The organism is Micromonospora radicis (genome assembly GCF_003583405.1).
Lineage (GTDB): Bacteria > Actinomycetota > Actinomycetes > Mycobacteriales > Micromonosporaceae > Micromonospora > Micromonospora radicis.
On sequence record NZ_QXEC01000004.1, the window covers coordinates 56926 to 74482 of the forward strand.

Sequence of the window (17557 nt, forward strand, 5' to 3'; positions counted from 1 at the left end):
GGCCCGGCGTGTCTTGACAACAACTTCATGATCAACCCGCGGAGAGGGAGGGGAGGGCCTTGGTGTAGGCGGGTGGGATATAGGAGGGGCCGCCGCCGGGGGTGAAGACGTCGGAGGTGGCGGCGGTGGCCCAGGCGCTGTCGGGGACGGCGGCGACCAGGGCGGTCACCACCGGGGTGTCCCGCCACTCGGGTTGCTGGGCCAGCAGGCTGAGCGCCACCACCGACTCCTCGACCTCGCCGACGCACTCGAACGGTTTGTGCCCGTCCACGCCGAGCAGTTCCCGGTAACCGGGGATCTGCGTGGCGTCGGCCAGCAGGTCACCACCGAAGATGTGGGTGATCCGCGCGCGGGGCATGAACGGCGCCAGGGCCAGGAAGACGAACCGGCACTTGGGGCAGTCGCGGCACCAGCGTTCGCTGGCGTCGTGCAGCTTGAACGCGGCGTTGCAGCTGGTCACCACGTCGTCGTAGCGGTCGACGGTGGCGAACAGCCGGGCGATGTGCAGCTCCGACAGCGGCCGCAACAGGGAGAAGTACGGCTCGGCCAGCCCGGCGTGCTCGGCCAGCGCCACCCGCAACAGCCCCTCGGCCTCGACGCCCTTGGACCACTGGTGGTTGATCTCGTGACCGTTCCAGATCAGGTTCGGGTCCGACGCCGAGCGTTCGTTGGACATCACCACCGGACCCAGCCCGTGCAGCACCGCCGTGGCGACGGCGATCAGCGAGTTGATCGCGGTCACCGGGATGTGCCCGTTGCGGGCGCCGGCCGCGTTCAGCTCGAACAGCACCGGGTCGATCCGCCGCCGCGCCGCGAGCGCGGGCAGCCCCGACGCCGCGTTCACCGCCTTGATCACGTGGTTCGGGTTGACCGAGAAGGGCACCGGATCCAGGCCGGCGCGGCGCAACGCCTCCAGGCTGACGATCGAGTCCTTGCCGCCACCGACCGCCGACAGCGGGCGCCGGTCCGCGTTGTCGTACTCGGCGGCGGGCTGCACCCGGCCGTCCGGGACGCGCGGCACCAGCTCCAGCACGTACGGTAGCTGGTTGCGGTAGGCGTACTCGGCCAGGCCCTTGGTGTACACGGCGGTGACGAACTCGACGGCGGCCGGGCCGAGCGGCGCCGGCAGCACCAGCTGCCCCGGCGCGGCGGCCTTGTAGTAGCTGACGCCGGCCACCACGTGCAGTAGCTCCAACACCCGGCCGAGCGCCGCCACGGCCGCGTCCGACGGCGACTCCTCGGGCACCGGCAGCGTGATCACCTCGGTGAACCGCTGCTCGCCGTCGGGCCCGGTCAGGGCGTAGTCGAACAACGCCTCCCCGGTGGAGAGGTCGATCGAGTAGGACGGGAAGGTGAACGCGTCCATCCGCGCCAGCTGCGTATTGGGCACACGCCATACTAGGCCCTGGTTCGTCCGGCCGTGCCCGGCTCCGGACGGACCGTGCCGTGGCCTGCCCCCGTCGCACCCGAGGAGAAGCTGTGCGCCTGTCTGACCTGCGCGGACGTACCGTCGCCGTCTGGGGTGCCGGCCGGGAGGGCCGGGCCGCGGTGACCGCGATCGCCGCCCACGGCCCGGCCGACCTGGTCGCCGTGGACGACAGCGCCAACTTCCTCACGCTGCCCTGGGAAGGGCCACTGGCTGCCGCCGCGCCGCTGGTCACCGGCGAGGAGGGCTTCGCCCGGCTGGCCGCCGCCGACGTGGTGGTCCGCTCGCCGGGTGTGCCGCAGACCCACCCCTGGCTGGTGGAGCTGCGCCGCCGCGGGGCCACCGTCACCCAGGGCACCGCGCTGTGGATGGCCGACCACGGTGCGCGCACCGTCGGGGTCACCGGCAGCAAGGGCAAGAGCACCACGTCCAGCCTGATCAGCCACCTGCTGACCGCCGTGGGCCGGCCGAACGTCTTCGGCGGCAACATCGGCGTACCGACGCTGGACCTGCCGGAAGCCGAGCTGTACGTGCTGGAGCTGTCCAGCTACCAGTGCAGCGACCTGACCGACTCACCCCGGATCGCGGTGGTCACCTCCCTGTTCCCCGAGCACCTCGACGCGCACGGCGGGGAGCGGGAGTACTACCGGGACAAGCTCAACCTGCTGGCGTACGGGCCGAACACCGTGGTGGTCAACGGTGGCGACCCCCGGCTGCTCGTCGAGTTGGGTGACCGGGCGGCGGTCCGTGCCGGCACCGCGGACTCGGTGAACGTGGCCGGCGGACCGGACGGTACGCCCTGGTTCCACCGCGTCGACCGGCCGCTGTTCCCGCGGGCGGTGCTACCGCTGGTCGGTCGGCACAACGAGGGCAACCTCTGCGTGGCCCTGGCGGTGCTCGACGCGCTGGGAGTGGACCTGGTCGACAGCAAGGACACCCTGGCCGTGGCGGTGGCCGAGTTCCAGGGGCTGGCGCACCGGCTGACCGAGATCGTCGACCCGTCCGGCCTGACCTTCGTCGACGACACCCTCGCCACCAGCCCGTACGCGGCCATCCACGCCATCGACGCGTACGACGGGCGGCCGCTGACCGTGATCGTCGGCGGCAACGACCGGGGCGTGGACTACAGCCCGCTGCGGGAGCACCTGGCCGAGCGGGAGTTGACGGTCATCGGCATCCCGGACAGCGGCCCCCGGATCATCGAGGCGCTCGACGGCCTGCCGAAGGTGCGTACCGAACTGGTCGACGACCTGACCGACGCGGTCCGGCTGGCCCGTCAGCTCACCCCCGCCGGTGGCGTCGTCCTGCTCTCCCCGGCCGCCCCCAGCTACGGCCGCTTCCGCAACTTCGAACACCGCTCCGAAGTCTTCGCCCAAGCCATCCGCACCACCCCCTAACCCCACCCCCACCCCCACCCCCCGGCGCCCGCCCCGCCCGCCCCGCCCGCCCCCGTCAATGCCCCCGTCAATGCCCCCGTCAATGCCCCCGTCAATGCCCCGTCGATCATGAGGTTGGCGGCAGCGAATCCGGACAAAATCCGCCGCTAACCTCATGATCGACGGGGTATCGGCGGGGGTATCGACGGGGGCATCGGTGGGGGCGGGGGCGGGGGTGGGGGCTATCGGAGGGTGGTGTGGAGGGTGCGGAGGGAGCGGATGGCGGAGCGGATCTCCTGGAGGTAGCGGCCGGGGGTGAGGGTGGGTTCGGGCAGCCGGGTCAGGTCCGGCAGGGTGGGATCGACGCCGACCGTGTCGATCTCGCAGCCGTACGGCACGGCCAGGGTGCGCAGCGCGTCGCAGTGCTGGAACGGCACGTAGATCGGCGCGGTGACCAGCAGCACCTCGTCGTGGCGGGCGAGTTGGGCGTGCTCGGCCCAGAAGCGTTGGGTGTCGGCGGTGTGGGCGCGTCGGCGTTGCGGCTCGCTCGACGGGGCGGCCAGCACCCGCACCGGCGGCGTACCGGTGGGTCGGTAGGTCCGCGACGACCAGGAGTGGTGCGGGTGGCCGGCGTCGAGGCCGTCGTCGGCCTCCGGCGCGGGCGCCGCGAACGTGCGACGTACCGCCGCGTCCAGCACGTCGACCTCGGTGTCGCAGCCGGTCACCCCGGCGGCGGCGAGTGTGCGTCGCTCCGCGCCGGACAGCGGCCGGAAGCTGCCCAGCACCGCCACCTCGCCGGTCACCTCGACACCGGTACGCAGCAGGTGCGCGGCGTACGCCACCCGGCGCAGGCAGGCGTGTGCCAGGCCGCCCAGCACCACCAGGTGTGCGTACCGGGTCTGCGCCGGTGGCCGGGCGCGGACCAGGCCGAGCGCGTCCGCCGCGGCGTGCACCAGGTCGACGGTCGCCGGGTCGAGGTCGGGCTCGCGGGCCTCGGGGCGCTCCCGGCCGGCCCGGAAGTCCCAGCACCCGGCGGAGAAGTCGTCCAGCCCGGCGAGGACCGCGCCGAGGTCGCCGGCCGGCCACCGGCCGCCGAAGCGGGCCACCAACTCGCGCAGTGCGGCGCTGCCGACCCAGCCGGCCAGGCCGTCCACGCGCACGCCGTCGCCGTCCGGCGTGGCGCTCGGCAGCGGCACGCCGGGGGGAGGGTCCGGTTGCGGCGCGGCCGGGTGGGGGGTCGGCGGCACGCCGGGGTGGGAGGTCGGTGGGAGCGCGGTGGCCGGCGGCTCGGCGTCCCCGGCGGGTGGGTGGGGACGCTTCGGCACGGGTCGGATCGTACCGGCCACCGGCCCGGCTCGGGTGGTATCGGCGTTGCGTCGTCCGTGCGGCAACGGAAAACGCAGGTCAAGCGCGTACCGCCGGGCCGGAAGCGTGGTCGGAGGGCGGCCAGGCGACGGAAAGCGTTGACGTTCTGTCAGGCGGTCCGGGCCGTCGCGCGACACGTTGACTCTTGTCCGGGCAACGACGGTGATGAAAGCGTGCGGTTACCGCGAACCGAAAGGGTGCGACGATGACCTCCGACGACCTGCTGGCCCGGCATCGGGCCGTGCTCCCGTCCTGGCTGATGCTCTACTACGCCGAGCCGATCGAACTCGTCTCCGGCGAAGGCCGTCGGGTCACCGACGCCCAGGGGCGCACCTACCTCGACTTCTTCGGTGGGGTGTTGACCAACTCGCTGGGCTACGACATCCCCGAGGTACGGGAGGCGCTGCACCGGCAGCTGGCCACCGGCATCGTGCACACCTCGACGCTCTACCTGATCCGTCAGCAGGTGGAACTGGCCGAGAAGATCGCCCGGGTCTCCGGCATCCCGGACGCGCGGGTCTTCTTCACCAACTCCGGCACCGAGGCCAACGAGGCCGCCCTGCTGATGGCCACCAACCACCGCCGCTCCCACCAGATTCTCGCGGTACGCAACAGCTACCACGGTCGGACGTACGCCACGATGGGCGCCACCGGCATCCGGGGCTGGTCGGCCAGCCCGCTGAATCCGTTGCAGGTGGCCTGGCTGCACTCCGGTGAGCGGCTGCGCGGGCTGCTGGCCCGGCTGCCGGAGGCCGACCGGATCGACGCGGCGGTGGAGGACCTGCGGGAGGTCCTCGCCACCCAGACCAGCGGGGACGTGGCCTGCCTGATCGCCGAGCCGATCCAGGGCGTCGGCGGCTTCGTGCACGGCCCCGACGGCCTCTTCGCGGCCTGGAAGAAGGTCCTCGACGAACACGGCATCCTGTTCATCTCCGACGAGATCCAGACCGGCTGGGGGCGTACCGGCGAGCACTTCTGGGGCTACCAGGCGCACGACGCCACCCCGGACCTGCTCACCTTCGCCAAGGGCATCGGCAACGGGCTGGCGCTGGCCGGGGTGGTCGGCCGGGCCGAGGTGATGGAGTCGGTGCCGGGCATCAGCTTCTCCACCTTCGGCGGCAACCCGCTCTCCACCGCCGCCGGCAACGCGGTGCTGGACTATCTGCTCGACCACGACCTACAGGCCAACGCCGCGCGGGTCGGGGCGATCCTCGGCGACGGCCTGCGCGCGGCCGTGGCCGACCTGGACCGGGTCGGCGAGGTCCGCGGCAAGGGTCTGATGCTCGGCGTCGAGTTCGTCCACCCGGGCACCGGCGAGCCGGACCCGGGGCTGACCCTGCGGGTCTTCGAGGCGTGCAGGGAGCGCGGGCTGTTGACCGGCAAGGGTGGGCTCTACGGCAACGTGCTGCGGATGGGTCCGCCGTTGACGCTCACCGAGCAGGAGGCCCACGAGGGCCTGGCCATCCTGGTCGACGCGATCCGTTCGCAGGCCACCGAGGAGTCGGCCAGATGAGCGTGATCGGGCACTTCGTCGACGGCCGGCGTACCGGCGGTAGCTCTGGTCGGCGTGGCGAGGTCTTCGACCCGGCCACCGGCCGGCGTACCGGGGAGGTGGAGCTGGCCTCCGCCGCGGACGTGGCAGCCGCGGTCGCCGCGGCCGAGCGGGCGGCCCGGGCCTGGCGGGACGCGTCGCTGGCGAAGCGGACGGCGGTGCTGTTCGCCTTCCGTGAGCTGGTCCACGCCCGGCGTGACCAGCTCGCCGAGGTGATCACCGCCGAGCACGGCAAGGTGCTCGCGGACGCCGCCGGGGAGGTGCAACGCGGGCTCGAGGTGATCGAGTACGCCTGCGGCATCCCGGTGGCGCTGCGCGGTGGCTTCAGCGAGAACGTCTCCACCGAGGTCGACTCGTACAGCCTGCGGCAGCCGCTCGGGGTGGTCGCGGTGATCAGCCCGTTCAACTTCCCGGTCATGGTGCCGCTGTGGTTCGTGCCGGTGGCGGTCGCCGCCGGCAACGCGGTGGTGCTCAAGCCGAGCGAGAAGGACCCGAGCGCGGCGCTGCTGCTGGCCGAGTGGTTCGTCGAGGCCGGCCTGCCCGCCGGGGTGCTGAACGTGGTCAACGGCGACAAGGAGGCGGTCGACGCGCTGCTGGAGCATCCGGCGGTCAGGGCGGTGTCGTTCGTCGGCTCCACCCCGGTCGCCCGGTACGTCTACCAGCGCGGCACGGCCACCGGTAAGCGGGTCCAGGCGCTCGGCGGGGCGAAGAACCACATGGTGGTGCTGCCCGACGCCGACCTGGACCTGGCCGCCGACGCGGCGGTCAACGCCGGGTTCGGATCGGCGGGCGAGCGGTGCATGGCGATCTCCGCGCTGGTGGCGGTGGAGCCGGTCGCCGACGAACTGGTGGCGCGCATCGCGCGGCGGATGGCCGGCCTGCGTACCGGTGACGGTCGGCGCGGCTGTGACATGGGTCCGCTGGTCACCGCCGCGCACGCCGCCCGGGTGCGGTCGTACGTCGACGCGGGGGTGGCCGCCGGTGCGGTGCCGGTGGTCGACGGGCGCGACGTCGAACCCGACGGCGAGCCGGACGGGTTCTGGCTCGGCCCGACCCTGTTCGACCGGGTCACCACCGACATGTCGATCTACACGGACGAGATCTTCGGGCCGGTGCTGTCGGTGTTGCGGGTCGACTCGTACGACGAGGCCGTGGCCCTGGTCAACGCCAGCCCGTACGGCAACGGCACGGCGATCTTCACCAACGACGGCGGGGCGGCCCGGCGTTTCCAACACGAGGTGGAGGTCGGCATGGTCGGCATCAACGTGCCGATCCCGGTCCCGATGGCCTACTACTCGTTCGGCGGCTGGAAGTCGTCGCTCTTCGGTGACCTGCACGCGCACGGTGCCGACGGCGTCGCCTTCTTCACCCGCGGCAAGGTGGTCACCAGCCGGTGGCTGGACCCCCGGCACGGCGGCGTCAACCTCGGCTTCCCCACCCAGACCTGAGCAGCCGCAGGGTGCCCGCCCCGGCCAGGTATGCCACCAGCGCGTCGGCGGGCAACCCGAACGCCTCGGGCGCGGTCTTCGCGGTCGTGCTGTTGGCCGCCAAGGCGTACACGACGGCGGCGTAACCGCCGACGGCGAGCGCGCTCCGGGCCGCCGCCGCCCACCGACCGGCCGGTCGGCCGTCTCCCCGCGGCCGACCGGCGGCCCGGTGGCCGGGGGTGGACCGGTCGGCGGTGGACCGGCCGGTGCGGGCCTCGATCGGGCCGAAGATGGCGACCAACCCGGCCAGCACCACGCTCAGCATCAGCAACCAGGGCAGCCGCCAGGCGAACCAGGCCGCCGTGCCGGCCGCCGGGGTGGGTAGCACGCCGAGCGCGTCCAGCGCACCCACCAGCAGGATCACCGCACTGAGGTGCCACAGGAAGACGGTGAGTACCACCGCGTTGACCGCGATCACCGCCTGCCACGGGCGGCTGCGGTGCAGCCAGCGTTCGGCCCGTTCGCGCAGCAGCAGGATCACCCCGAGCTGGGCGCTCGCCACGGCGAGCAGCGCCACGCTCGGCGGGCCGGCGTTGGCCAGCCGCTCCCCGGGCAGGCTGATCATGTTCACCGGGTACGGGCCGGGTCCGGTGAGCAGCACTGCGACGGTCAGCCCGGCGGCGGTCATCAGCAGCGCCGCCCGGCGGGACATCGGCAGGCAGCGGCCGCGGATCCGGCGCAACCCCGTCGGTCGGTTCCCGGACCGGCCGGTCGGCGACGCACCGCCCGCCGGGGCGCCTGCGGCACCACCGGCCGGGGCGCCTGCGGCACCGCCCGCCGGGGCGCAGGCGCCCCGGCGGGCGTCGTACCAGGCGAAGCCGAGCTGGTGCACGGCCAGCCAGCCGAGCAGGTAGTTGGGCAGGGCCAGCTCGGCCGGGCCGAACCCGCGGCCCAGGTCGCCCAGCGCCACCAGCAGGGCGAGGGCGGCGGGTACGGCCCACCCGAAGCGGCGGTGCAGCGCGTACATCAGTGGGGTCATCGGCACCACGGCCAGGTAGGCGGCGAGGAACCACAGTGGGATGGTGGCGAACCAGACGACCGCACGTACCTCGCCGGGGTCGGCCCCGACCAGCCGGGCGATCACCGCGCCACCGGCGAGCACCAGGACCAGCGCGGTGGTCGGGCGCAGCAGTCGGGCACTGCGACCGAGCAGCCAGCCGGTGGTGTCCCCGTCCCGGCTCCGGTGCGCCGCCAGCGAGGCGGCGTTGGCGTACCCGCCGACCAGGAAGAACAGCGGCATGACCTGGACCGCCCAGGTCAGCGGGTACGCCCAGGGCATCGCCGGTAGGGCCGAGTGGCCGTCGGGGCGGCCGTGCTGGTCGTGGTAGATCGTGGCGATCAGCCAGTGACCGAGTACGACCAGCAGGATCGCCACGGCCCGGAGCAGATCGAGGTAGCGCTCCCGGTCGGCCGGGGTCCGGTCGGCGAGTCGGGCCAGGCGGCGCATGTCCCGACCCTATGCCAGCAGCGCGGCGCCACTGGTCTTGTTCGACTCAGCACCGCCCGCCACCGACAGCTCCGCGAGCAGCGCCGCCACGTCGTCGCGGGCCGCGTCACGCAGCGGGAGATGCGGGGCGGCCGGATGCCAATGGGAGATCCAGACGTGCAACCGGGTCAGCACGTCGACCGCATCCCGTCGGGCGTACCGTCCGAGGCGGACCAGCGACGATGCGCGACTCACCACGTTGCTGAACTCCATACCGGGCGGACAGTTCGGGCTCAGGGCGGCGGGGTGGGCCAGCCAGCGGAGCACGATGTCGTCGAGTCGAGCCCCGGCCAGCCCACACCGCACCTCCGTCGACCGGCAGAGCGCCTGGATCAGACCGTCCAACTCGCCGTTCTCGTTCACGCCGGCCCGGGTGCCCTCGACTCCGTCCAGGTAGACCTCGACGGACCGCAGCAGCCGGCCGGCCAGTCCCGGATACCGGAAGAAGCCTCTGACGACGCCGGTCAGCCGCCACGGAATGTCGACATCCAGCGGGTGTTCGGCGGCCCACTGGAGCACCACGTCGGCGGTGACCTCGGTCAGCGCGTTCTGTCGAGCGAGGTACTTGCTGACGAACACGACGTCCGGCGCGGCGCGGTGTCGGTCGGCCCAGCGGTCGACGAGCGGGGACAGCCACTCCGGCAGGTCGGCCAGCTTGCGGATGGCGAGCAGTCGCGGCAGGACGAATCCGGCATCGTTGGTGTCGCCGTGCTTCTGTAACCAGCCGAGCGCCGCGTCGACGGCGTGCGCCATGGCCTCTGCCGGCAGGCCGGCGTGACCCAACAGCGGCGGTAACACGAAACCGGCCTCGGGCAGTTGGCGGTGTCGGTCGAGCCAGCGCAGGGCGGCGGTGGTGAGGTACTGGACGTCGTCCGGCCGCAGGTCGCTGCGGCCCAGTAGCGGGCGCAGCACGAACATGGCTTCGGGGCGGTCGCCGTGCTGGTCGAGCCAGCGTACGGCGCTGTCGATCCCGTGGCGGGCGTCCTCGGCCGGCAGGCCGGCGCGGTCCAGCAACGGGGCCAGTACGAACTGGGCCGCGCGGCTGTCGATGTTCTGGTCGAGCCACCGGAGGGCGGCGGTGACGACGTGCTGGGTGTCGTCCGGCGTGAGCTGGGTTCGACCCAGCAACGGGCTTAGCACGAAGCCCGCCTTGGCCCCGTCGTTGTGTTGGTCGAGCCACTGGAGGGCGGCGGTGACGGCGTGCCGGGCGTCGTCCGGGCTCGAATCGGTGCGGCCCAGCAGTGGGTGCAGCACGAACTGGGCGTCGGGGAGGTCGTTGTGCCGGTCGAGCCAGCGTAGGGCGTGGCCGATCGCGGACGGTGTCTGTGCGGGCGGGAGATCGGTCCGGTCGAGCAACGCGTGGAGCACGAACTGGGCTTCGGGCAGGCCGCCGTGCTGGTCGAGCCAGTGGAGGGCGCTGTCGATCCCGTGGCGGGCGTCCGCCGGCGGCAGGTCGTCCCGGTTCAGCAGCGGCGTGACGACGAAGCTGGCCTCCAGCGCCGTGCGGTGCTGGGCCAGCCAGGCGGTCGCCACCTCGATCAGTTGGGCGGCCTGCGGGGTGGCGACCGTTCGCAGTCCCTTGTAGAGGAGGTGCCGGGCGGGCATCGAGACGCCGTGGCGGTCCAGCCACGGCTTCCCGAGCTGCGGCCAGTGCTGGAACAGCGACTGTGCCCAGGGTGGGTTGTCCAGCACCGCGCCGAGGGCGTAGGCGCCCTCGTCCTGTGGGGCCGCCAACAGCGCACCGGCGGCGGTCGCGTTGGCGACCAGCCAGGTCGCGCAGTGCGCGGCGAGGGGACCGTCCCGGCCCTGCAGCGCCATGTCGCGCAGCAGCCGGTCCAGGTTCATGGCGTACCGGCCGACGGTCCGGGCGCTGGTCAGGCTGGCGTCGAGGATCCGGTCGGCGACCCTGGTGCGGACCGTGTCGAGTCCGGCCCGCACGGTGGTGTGTTCGAGCAGTTGGTCGACCACGATGTCGTGTACCGGGGCCAGCCCGTCCGGCGTGGTGATCATCCAGCCCATTGCGAGCAGGACGTCGAGCAGGTGCTCGGCGCGTTCCGCGCCACTGTCCTCGACCCGGGCGCCGCAGGCGATCAGCGCGGGCCGGGGCTGCGGGGTGGCGGCGGCCATCGCGGCGTAGATCTGGAGCCGCGGGTCGGGGTCGCGCTCGTCGTCCAGCCGCTCGGCGTGGTGCAGCAGATCGTCCTCGTTGAGCCGGCGGACCAACCAGTCCAGGAGGTTCTCCGGCCGCAGGTCACCGGTTGCTGCCGACAGCCGGCCCCGATCCGCCTGCGCCTCGGCGGCGGCGGCGATCAGCGTCGCGATGACCGGGCGTCGGCCGCACAGCTGCAACAACCGCTCGTCGCCGAGGATCACCCGCGCCTTCGGCGCCAGGGTGGTGACGATCTGGTCGCGGATCCGGTCCAGGTGCTCGTCGTCGGGGCGAAGTTCGACGGGCTTGAACACCTCGGTGAGGGTGCTGTTGTCCTTCTGGTGGAACCAGCCGGGCCGGGCCGAACCGAGCAGGGCGAGGCGGATGCCGCGGGCTCGGGCGGCGGGCAGCAGCCGGTGCCGGATGGCGGGGTAGTCCAGCGCGCTGAGGTTCAGGTAGTCGATGATGATCAGCAGTCGGTCGTCGGTGGCCCCGGTCACCACCTCGATCAGGTGCTCGGTGGTGACCAGTGGCTCACCGGGCCGTACGTGCAGCACCCGCCAACCGGCGTCGACCGCCTGGCCGGCGACCTCCAGGCAGGTGCGGGTCTTGCCGATCCCGGCCTGACCGACCAGCAGCAGGCCGCACTGGCCGGTCAGTTCGTCGAGGCGGTCGAGTAGCCGGGCGGGATGGGTGGGCGCCTGGGGGTCGGCCGGTGGGACGTACGCCAGCCGGTCGTCGCGCAGGTTGTCGGCCAGTTCGGTCAGCGCCTCGGCGTGCTCGATGATCCCGGACGGCAACAGCTGCGGCGGTTCCCGTTCGACCTGGTCGAGTGCGGTGCCGACCAGACCCGCGAAGGTCGGGTCGGCGAGCAGCCGGGTGATCCGTACCGCGTCGAGCCGCCCGGGACCGTACCGGGACGGCACCGCCAGCACCACGCCCACCAGGAGCTGCCGCTCACCGGCGGTCAGCAGCGGCGCGCCCGAGAAGCCGCTGTGCGGATGCGGCGCCAGCACGGGCGTCCCGGCGTCGTCGCGTACCAGCGCGCCGCTCGAGTCCCGCTGCGGCTGGGGCGGGTTCGGCGCGATCCGGGTGGAGTCCAGCGCGTACCGGTGGTCCTCGAAGCCGAGGCTGGGCATCACCTGCCCGGGTAGCTCGTCGAGGCGGCGGCCGTCGGGCGCGAACTGGACCCACGGGTAGCCGACGGTGCGGCACGGCACCGGCTGGTGCCCGCGCAGCTCGCCGTAGCGGGTCCGGGTCTGCTCGGCGGTCCAGAGCGGCACGTCCAGCCGCAGCAGGGCCGCGTCGGCGTCGATGCCGTCCCCGCGCCAGATCACCGTGGCCCGGTGCTCCGGTTCGGTGGGACCGTCGCTGCGGGCGATCCGCGCCGCCTCGCCGCGTACGCCGACCACGTGCCCGGCGGTGAGGATCAGGTCGTCGCCGACGGCGTACCCGGTGCCGAGCAGCCGGCCGCGGACCTTCACCACCCGTTGGACGTGTGGTTCGAGTCCGGTCACGACAGGTGACCGGCGCAGGTGTGGCGGTTGTCGTCGCTGTTGCTGCCGTCGGGGCAGGTGGTGTTGCGCCAGACGACTCCGTTGATCGAGGCGCCGGTCAGGTTGGCGCCGGTCAGGTCGGCGTTGGTGAGGTCGGCGTGGTCCAGCCTGGCGTCGCGCAGGTCGACGTCGCGCAGGTACGCGTCGACGAGGCGGGCGTTGCGCAGGTCCGCGGTGGGCTGGTGGGCCGGCGGGTTGGCGGCCCAGGCGAAGGCGACGATGCCGAGCGCGGCGACCGCGGTGGCCAGCATCAGTTTCCGCAGCGCCCGCCGGAACTGCTCCTTCAACGCCTCGTGGGTCGCGGTGTCCTCGATCGCGGTGATCCGCTCGTCGAGATCGGCGATGCCGGCCGCCAGTTGCGCCCGTACGTCGTCACCTGTCGACGGCTCACGCTGCGCCGCGACCAGTTGCTCGCGGGCGGTGATCACCTCCGTCGGCGCCGCGAACCCCTGTAGGTACTTCGGGTTGCGCCGGAAGTGGTCGACCACCGGGGCCAGTTCGGAGCGTCGCTGTGCCCAGGCCCGATCGAGGTCGCTGACCAGTACCAGCTTCGGTAGCAGGATCTGTACGGCGGTCCAGATCGCGTACACCACGGCGGAGAGTCCGGCGACCGCGCCCAGCACCGCGATCCACAGCCGGGCGTTCTCCACGGAGTCGGGTGCGCCGAAGTGGAGTTCGCCGATGCTCGACAGCTGGCTGCCGGCCAGCATCGCCGCGCCGACCGCGGCGGCGCTGGCCACCAACCACTTCGCCGCGTCCCGGATCCGCTCGTTGCCGCGTTCCAGGGCGTCGGTGCCGGCGTCGTCAGTCGGCATCGCGCTCGATGTCCACGCCGGGCTTGGGTCGCACGATCGGCGGCAGCTGCGCGCTGCCCAGCCGGGTCGGGTCGAGGCCCACCAGGGTCTCGTCGAAGCCGCCGCCGTGGACGTACGGGGGCCGGCCGGGGGAGGGCTCTCGGTGATCGGGCCCGGACGTGTCCGGTGGTGGCTGCCGCCATGGATGCACCGTCAACCGGATCCGATGTACTCCGGGGTTCTCGGCCGAGGCCAACTGCCAGTCGGGGCGCCCGCCGTTCTCGCGGGCCACCAGACTCAGGTCCACCGCCACCGAGTCGCCGGGTGTGCCGGGCATCGAGTTGCGCAGCTCCCGGATCAACGCGGCCAGTGCATCGGTCAGGGGGATATCCGGCACCGCGCCTCCAACATGGACTTCGAATGGCCACGAACTCGGGTCTGAACGTTAACCGACCGGCCATCCTCGTGAATCCCCCGGTAGGTGTCTCAGCGCTGTCCGTACGAAGGGAAAACGAATGCCGGAGTCAGGAATGCGACTCGGTTTGGCGGACTCTGCTCGATTCTGCTAAAGCCCGCTCTGGTAGCCGTGAAACCCGTCGCCACGGGCTCGGTCCGACGATCGTCAGATTGACTGTGGTCAGTGCGTCGCGGGTGTGACGAGGCGGGTGTGCAGGGTCGCGGGGTCGGTCACCCCGGGCAGGTCGCGGGCGGCCAGCCAGGCCGCGGCGGCGGCGCCGTCGCCGGCTCGGCGGACCGGTACGCCGGGCCAGTGCCGGTGTGCCGCGGTGCGCACCGTGGCGGCCAGGGGGTTGTCGCCGGTGAGCAGCCCGCCACCGAGGATCAGCGGCCCGGTGTCGCCGGACGGGCGGATCCGGCGGACCGTGGCGGTCAGCAGCGCGGCGGCCTCGGCGATCAGCGCGGCGCCGCCCGGGTCACCCGCGGCGGCGGCGTCGACCACGGCGGGGGCGAGGTGGGCCAGTCGCACCGGCGGGTGCCGGGTGACGGCCTGGACGAGCGTGTCCACCGTGTCCCGGGGGCGGGCGGCCACCTCGGCGGAGCCGGTCAGTTCGGCGAGTACCCGCCGGCCCAGCCAGCCCGGGTCGTCGCCCCTGTCGAGGGCGGTGAGCAGTCGGCGTACCGCCTGCCGGCCGAGCCAGAAGCCGGATCCGGCGTCGCCGAGCAGCCAGCCGTGTCCGTCGGCGACCCGGTCCAGCCGCAGGTCACGGACCGTGGCGGCGATGGCGCCGGTGCCGGCGACGAGGATCGTGCCGTTCGGGTCGGCGGTGCCCGATGCGTATCCGACCAGCGCGTCGCCGTGCACCGCGTACGGGCAGCGCAGTCCGGCGGCGTGCCAGGCCCGGTCGAAGGCGGCCCGGCAGTTCGGGTCGGCGCGCAGCCGGCCGCCGCCGGCCAGCCCGATGACGCCGGCCCGGACCCGGGCCGGGTCGACGTCGGCCAGGGCCGCCCGCAGGGCGGTCAGGAGTTGGCTGGCGGCGTGCGCGGCGCCGTGGCTGGTCGGGTTGCCGCCGTCGGCGCGGCCGGTGCCGAGGCGTTCGCCGTCGAGGGTGGCGGCGAGCGCGCGGGTGGACGTACCGCCGACGTCGAGGCCGACCACGACGGTGCCGGACACCCACCCACCTCCTATGTCGCGGTGCGTCACCCGAGCGTAGGTCAGCCGAGGCGGTGTCGCCCCGGGCTGGCGCGCACCCGGTCGGCCACCGGGTCGGCGGGCCGGCCCAGCCCGATCACCAGGGCCGCACCATGGAACGTCTCGCCTTTGATCTCGCCGCGCTGCCCCGAGACTTCCAGACCGTCCGCGAGATGGCCGGTCCGGTCGACGTCGTCTTCGGCCCGGCTCCCGGCGGCGGTGTCGGCGCCTGGACCCAGGGCGATCCCGGGCAGCAGCACGATCACCCTCAACCCAGATCATCGCGATGTGCGAAGGAGGGCGCCAGCCGCCTGCTGGGTACCGCCATGTTCGAGATCATGAATGCCGCGCAGGCCGGGCGCCGTGCGGAACTCGACAACAGTGTCGGACGCGGCGACTTTGCGGAAGCTGCCGCGAGGCGGGGCAGAGAACCGGCGGAACACTACGGTTTGGAGGTGGAGCGGATCGAGTTCGACAACGCCATCGCGCACCGCCGGCTCGTCGCCGACCTGCCGGGCCGCCGCACGGGAACGCACGTCGATCTGTTCCGGAACACGGTCGTTCACGACCGCGGTGACCGGCAGCGTCACCACACGAGTGCCGGCCTCGGCGGTGCCGCGCGCCGCGGTGGGGGCGGCGTCGGCTGAGAGCGGCGATCGTGCTCGATCCGGGTACGGGTGACCTCGCGGCGGTTCCGATACCGCCCGTCCTGGATCGAGCACGATCCTGTCCGGTCGCTGCCGTGGCCTGGGGTGACGTCGAGATCCAGATCGGGTGCCGTCGAGGCGGGGTCTGGGTCGGGCCGGACGGCGCGGGGCGTCGACACCTCTTGTTGATCGACGTTCGTGCTGGTCGGGGCGGGCTTGGCCCGGCGGCGTCCGGATCGATCGAGGAACGTGCCCCAGGTAACAGTTTGAAAACTTCACCCACGCTCTTGACAGGGAGGTGGCTTCAGTAAGAACTTTTACCACTAACAGTTAACAGTCTTTTCGGAAAGGCGTCCCATGGTTGATCACGAGGCGGACACCCCCGCGGGCACCGCGGTGGCCGACGCCGAGGGGGTTGACCGGCGGGGCGCCCTCGGCGTCGTCTCCGACGGTGTGCTGGCCCGGGTCCGGGCCGGCGCCGACGAGCTGACCGGCGCGCTACGCCGGGTGGCCGAGCACGTGCTCAGCGACCCGGAGGCGGCGGCGCGGGCCACCATCGTCGAGTTGGCCGAGCGCAGCGGCACGTCACCGGCGACGGTCACCCGGTTCTGCCGGGCGATGGGCTTCGACGGCTACGCCGACCTGCGGCTGGGCATCGCGGCCGAGACCGGCCGCGCCCGGTCGGCCGGGTGGACCGTCGACATCGGACGCGAGATCCAGCCCGGCGACCCGCTGGACCGGGTCCTCGAACAGATCATGGCGGCCGACACCCGGGCCATGCACGACACCGCCGCGCTGCTCGACCTCGGCGAGGTGGAGCGGGCCGCGAACGCCATCGCCGGTGCCAGCCGGGTCAACATCTTCGGGGCCAGCGGCAGCGCCCTGGTGGGCGAGGAGATGCAGTTCAGCCTGCACCGCATCGGGGTGGCCGCGTGGGCGTGGAACGACGTGCACTCCGGCCTCGCCTCCGCCGCGCTGCTGCGCCCCGGTGACGTCGCGCTGGGCATCTCGCACAGCGGGCAGACCCGGGAGGCCATCGAGATGCTCGCCGAGGGCGGCAGCCGGGGGGCGACCACCATCGCGTTGACCGGGTTCCGCCGCTCGCCGCTGGCCGAGCTGGCCGACATCGTGCTGCTCACCGCCAGCCAGGCCACCAGCTTCCGCCCGGACGCGCTCTCGGCCCGGCACCCGCAACTGGTCGTGCTCGACCTGCTCTACATCGCGGTCGCCCAACGCACCCACGACCGCGCCCACGCGGCCTTCCGGCGTACCGCCCAGGCCGTCGACGGGCACAAGGCCGCGAGGGGAGCCAGCGCATGATCAGCGCCCAGGGGTACGCCGAGGCCGTCCGGCCGGTGCTCGACCGCATCGTCGAGCAGGGCTCCGGGCCGCTCGGCCGGGCTGCCGACCTGATCGCCACCAGCCTGCGGGCCGGCGGCGTGCTCCAGGCGTTCGGCGCCGGCCACTCCGAGGCGTTCGCCGCCGACCTGGTCGCCCGGGCCGGCGGGCTGGTCCCCACCAACCGGCTCACCCTGCACGACCTGGTGCTGCACGGCGACGCCCCGCGCGACGTGCTCGCCGACCCGAAGCTGGAACGCGATCCGGCCATCGCCCACCAGCTCTACGAGATCGCCGCGCCGCAGCCACGGGACGTGTTCGTGGTGGCGTCCCAGTCCGGCATCAACGGCTCGGTGGTCGAACTGGCCCTGCTGGCCACCGAGCGCGGTCACCCGCTGATCGCGGTCACCTCGGTCGAGCACACCGGACGGGTCGCCCCGCGCCACCCGTCCGGCCGGCGGCTCGTCGAACTCGCCGACGTCGTGCTGGACAACGGCGCGCCGTACGGCGACGCACTGCTGCCGCTCGAGGGCGGCGGCGCGGTCTGTGCGGTCTCCTCGGTCACCTCGGCGCTGCTGGCGCAGCTGCTCACCGCGGAGGTCGTACGACGGTTCCACCAGGTCGGAGAGGTGCCCCCTATCTACCTCTCCGCCAACGTCCCCGGTGGGGACGCGCACAACCTCGCCCTCGAGTCGCGGTACGCCGGGCGTCTCCGGCGTACCGCCTGACCCGA

The 17557-nt window shown here is 73.2% G+C and carries 14 protein-coding genes; 6 read left to right on the top strand and 8 right to left on the bottom strand.

Annotated features, from left to right (window positions below; genetic code table 11):
• Nucleotides 1-31: 31 nt before the first annotated feature.
• Nucleotides 32-1390 carry a hypothetical protein gene (locus D2L64_RS06225; RefSeq protein ID WP_119573745.1) on the bottom strand — a complete coding sequence of 453 codons (1359 nt, stop codon included), beginning with the start codon at nt 1388-1390 and terminating at the stop codon, nt 32-34.
• Between the two features lie 89 nt (nt 1391-1479).
• Here D2L64_RS06225 and murD point away from each other — a divergent pair, with 89 nt between their 5' ends.
• A complete protein-coding gene (gene murD / locus D2L64_RS06230) occupies nt 1480-2823 on the top strand; it encodes a UDP-N-acetylmuramoyl-L-alanine--D-glutamate ligase (RefSeq protein ID WP_119573746.1) in 1344 nt (447 codons plus the stop codon).
• A 221-nt stretch (nt 2824-3044) separates the two neighbouring features.
• On the opposite strand, the gene D2L64_RS06235 is transcribed toward murD, so the two are convergent.
• Nucleotides 3045-4127 carry a hypothetical protein gene (locus tag D2L64_RS06235; RefSeq protein ID WP_199714456.1) on the bottom strand — a complete coding sequence of 361 codons (1083 nt, stop codon included), beginning with the start codon at nt 4125-4127 and terminating at the stop codon, nt 3045-3047.
• A gap of 245 nt (nt 4128-4372) precedes the next feature.
• Between D2L64_RS06235 and D2L64_RS06240 the strand changes: the two genes are divergently transcribed.
• Together D2L64_RS06240 and D2L64_RS06245 are read left to right on the top strand one after the other, a co-directional pair.
• Nucleotides 4373-5680 (top strand): aspartate aminotransferase family protein, encoded by a 1308-nt coding sequence (locus D2L64_RS06240; protein WP_119573747.1) that lies wholly within the window; start codon nt 4373-4375, stop codon nt 5678-5680.
• On the top strand, nt 5677-7167 hold the full coding sequence (locus D2L64_RS06245) for a CoA-acylating methylmalonate-semialdehyde dehydrogenase (RefSeq protein ID WP_119573748.1): 1491 nt from the start codon (nt 5677-5679) through the stop codon (nt 7165-7167). Before D2L64_RS06240 ends, D2L64_RS06245 begins: the two co-directional genes overlap by 4 nt.
• On the opposite strand, the gene D2L64_RS06250 is transcribed toward D2L64_RS06245, so the two are convergent.
• The 6 genes from D2L64_RS06250 to D2L64_RS06275 form a co-directional block, all read right to left on the bottom strand.
• Entirely contained in the window at nt 7139-8653 is a 1515-nt protein-coding gene (locus D2L64_RS06250; RefSeq protein ID WP_119573749.1) for an acyltransferase family protein, read from the bottom strand. The two genes, D2L64_RS06245 and D2L64_RS06250, sit on opposite strands and share 29 nt — an antisense overlap.
• A 9-nt stretch (nt 8654-8662) precedes the next feature.
• Nucleotides 8663-12358, bottom strand: coding sequence for a serine protease family protein (locus tag D2L64_RS06255; protein ID WP_119573750.1), 3696 nt, complete (start codon nt 12356-12358; stop codon nt 8663-8665).
• Nucleotides 12355-13212: a pentapeptide repeat-containing protein gene (locus D2L64_RS27815; protein WP_233558798.1), complete on the bottom strand. Its 858-nt coding sequence runs from the start codon at nt 13210-13212 to the stop codon at nt 12355-12357. The genes D2L64_RS06255 and D2L64_RS27815 overlap by 4 nt, the downstream gene beginning before the upstream one ends.
• Nucleotides 13202-13588 carry a hypothetical protein gene (locus D2L64_RS06265; protein ID WP_147376199.1) on the bottom strand — a complete coding sequence of 129 codons (387 nt, stop codon included), beginning with the start codon at nt 13586-13588 and terminating at the stop codon, nt 13202-13204. Before D2L64_RS06265 ends, D2L64_RS27815 begins: the two co-directional genes overlap by 11 nt.
• Before the next feature lie 240 nt (nt 13589-13828).
• Nucleotides 13829-14821, bottom strand: coding sequence for an N-acetylglucosamine kinase (locus tag D2L64_RS06270; RefSeq protein ID WP_119573752.1), 993 nt, complete (start codon nt 14819-14821; stop codon nt 13829-13831).
• A gap of 41 nt (nt 14822-14862) precedes the next feature.
• Nucleotides 14863-15105, bottom strand: a complete 243-nt coding sequence (locus D2L64_RS06275; protein WP_119573753.1) for a hypothetical protein — start codon at nt 15103-15105, stop codon at nt 14863-14865.
• 60 nt (nt 15106-15165) lie between these two features.
• Here D2L64_RS06275 and D2L64_RS06280 point away from each other — a divergent pair, with 60 nt between their 5' ends.
• From D2L64_RS06280 to D2L64_RS06290, 3 genes are all read left to right on the top strand, one after another.
• Entirely contained in the window at nt 15166-15486 is a 321-nt protein-coding gene (locus D2L64_RS06280; protein ID WP_119573754.1) for a hypothetical protein, read from the top strand.
• Nucleotides 15487-15843: 357 nt separating this feature from the next.
• Nucleotides 15844-16806 carry a MurR/RpiR family transcriptional regulator gene (locus tag D2L64_RS06285; RefSeq protein ID WP_119573755.1) on the top strand — a complete coding sequence of 321 codons (963 nt, stop codon included), beginning with the start codon at nt 15844-15846 and terminating at the stop codon, nt 16804-16806.
• Nucleotides 16803-17552, top strand: coding sequence for a sugar isomerase domain-containing protein (locus D2L64_RS06290; RefSeq protein WP_119573756.1), 750 nt, complete (start codon nt 16803-16805; stop codon nt 17550-17552). Before D2L64_RS06285 ends, D2L64_RS06290 begins: the two co-directional genes overlap by 4 nt.
• The last annotated feature ends 5 nt before the right edge of the window (nt 17553-17557 follow it).

Excerpts from the sequence above, each read along its gene's own strand:
- D2L64_RS06240 (WP_119573747.1), top strand. The coding sequence starts at position 4,373 with ATGACCTCCGACGACCTGCTGGCCCGGCATCGGGCCGTGCTCCCGTCC.
- D2L64_RS06245 (WP_119573748.1), top strand. The coding sequence starts at position 5,677 with ATGAGCGTGATCGGGCACTTCGTCGACGGCCGGCGTACCGGCGGTAGC.
- D2L64_RS06250 (WP_119573749.1), bottom strand. The coding sequence starts at position 8,653 with ATGCGCCGCCTGGCCCGACTCGCCGACCGGACCCCGGCCGACCGGGAG.
- D2L64_RS27815 (WP_233558798.1), bottom strand. The coding sequence starts at position 13,212 with ATGCCGACTGACGACGCCGGCACCGACGCCCTGGAACGCGGCAACGAG.
- D2L64_RS06280 (WP_119573754.1), top strand. The coding sequence starts at position 15,166 with ATGTTCGAGATCATGAATGCCGCGCAGGCCGGGCGCCGTGCGGAACTC.
- D2L64_RS06285 (WP_119573755.1), top strand. The coding sequence starts at position 15,844 with ATGGTTGATCACGAGGCGGACACCCCCGCGGGCACCGCGGTGGCCGAC.
- D2L64_RS06290 (WP_119573756.1), top strand. The coding sequence starts at position 16,803 with ATGATCAGCGCCCAGGGGTACGCCGAGGCCGTCCGGCCGGTGCTCGAC.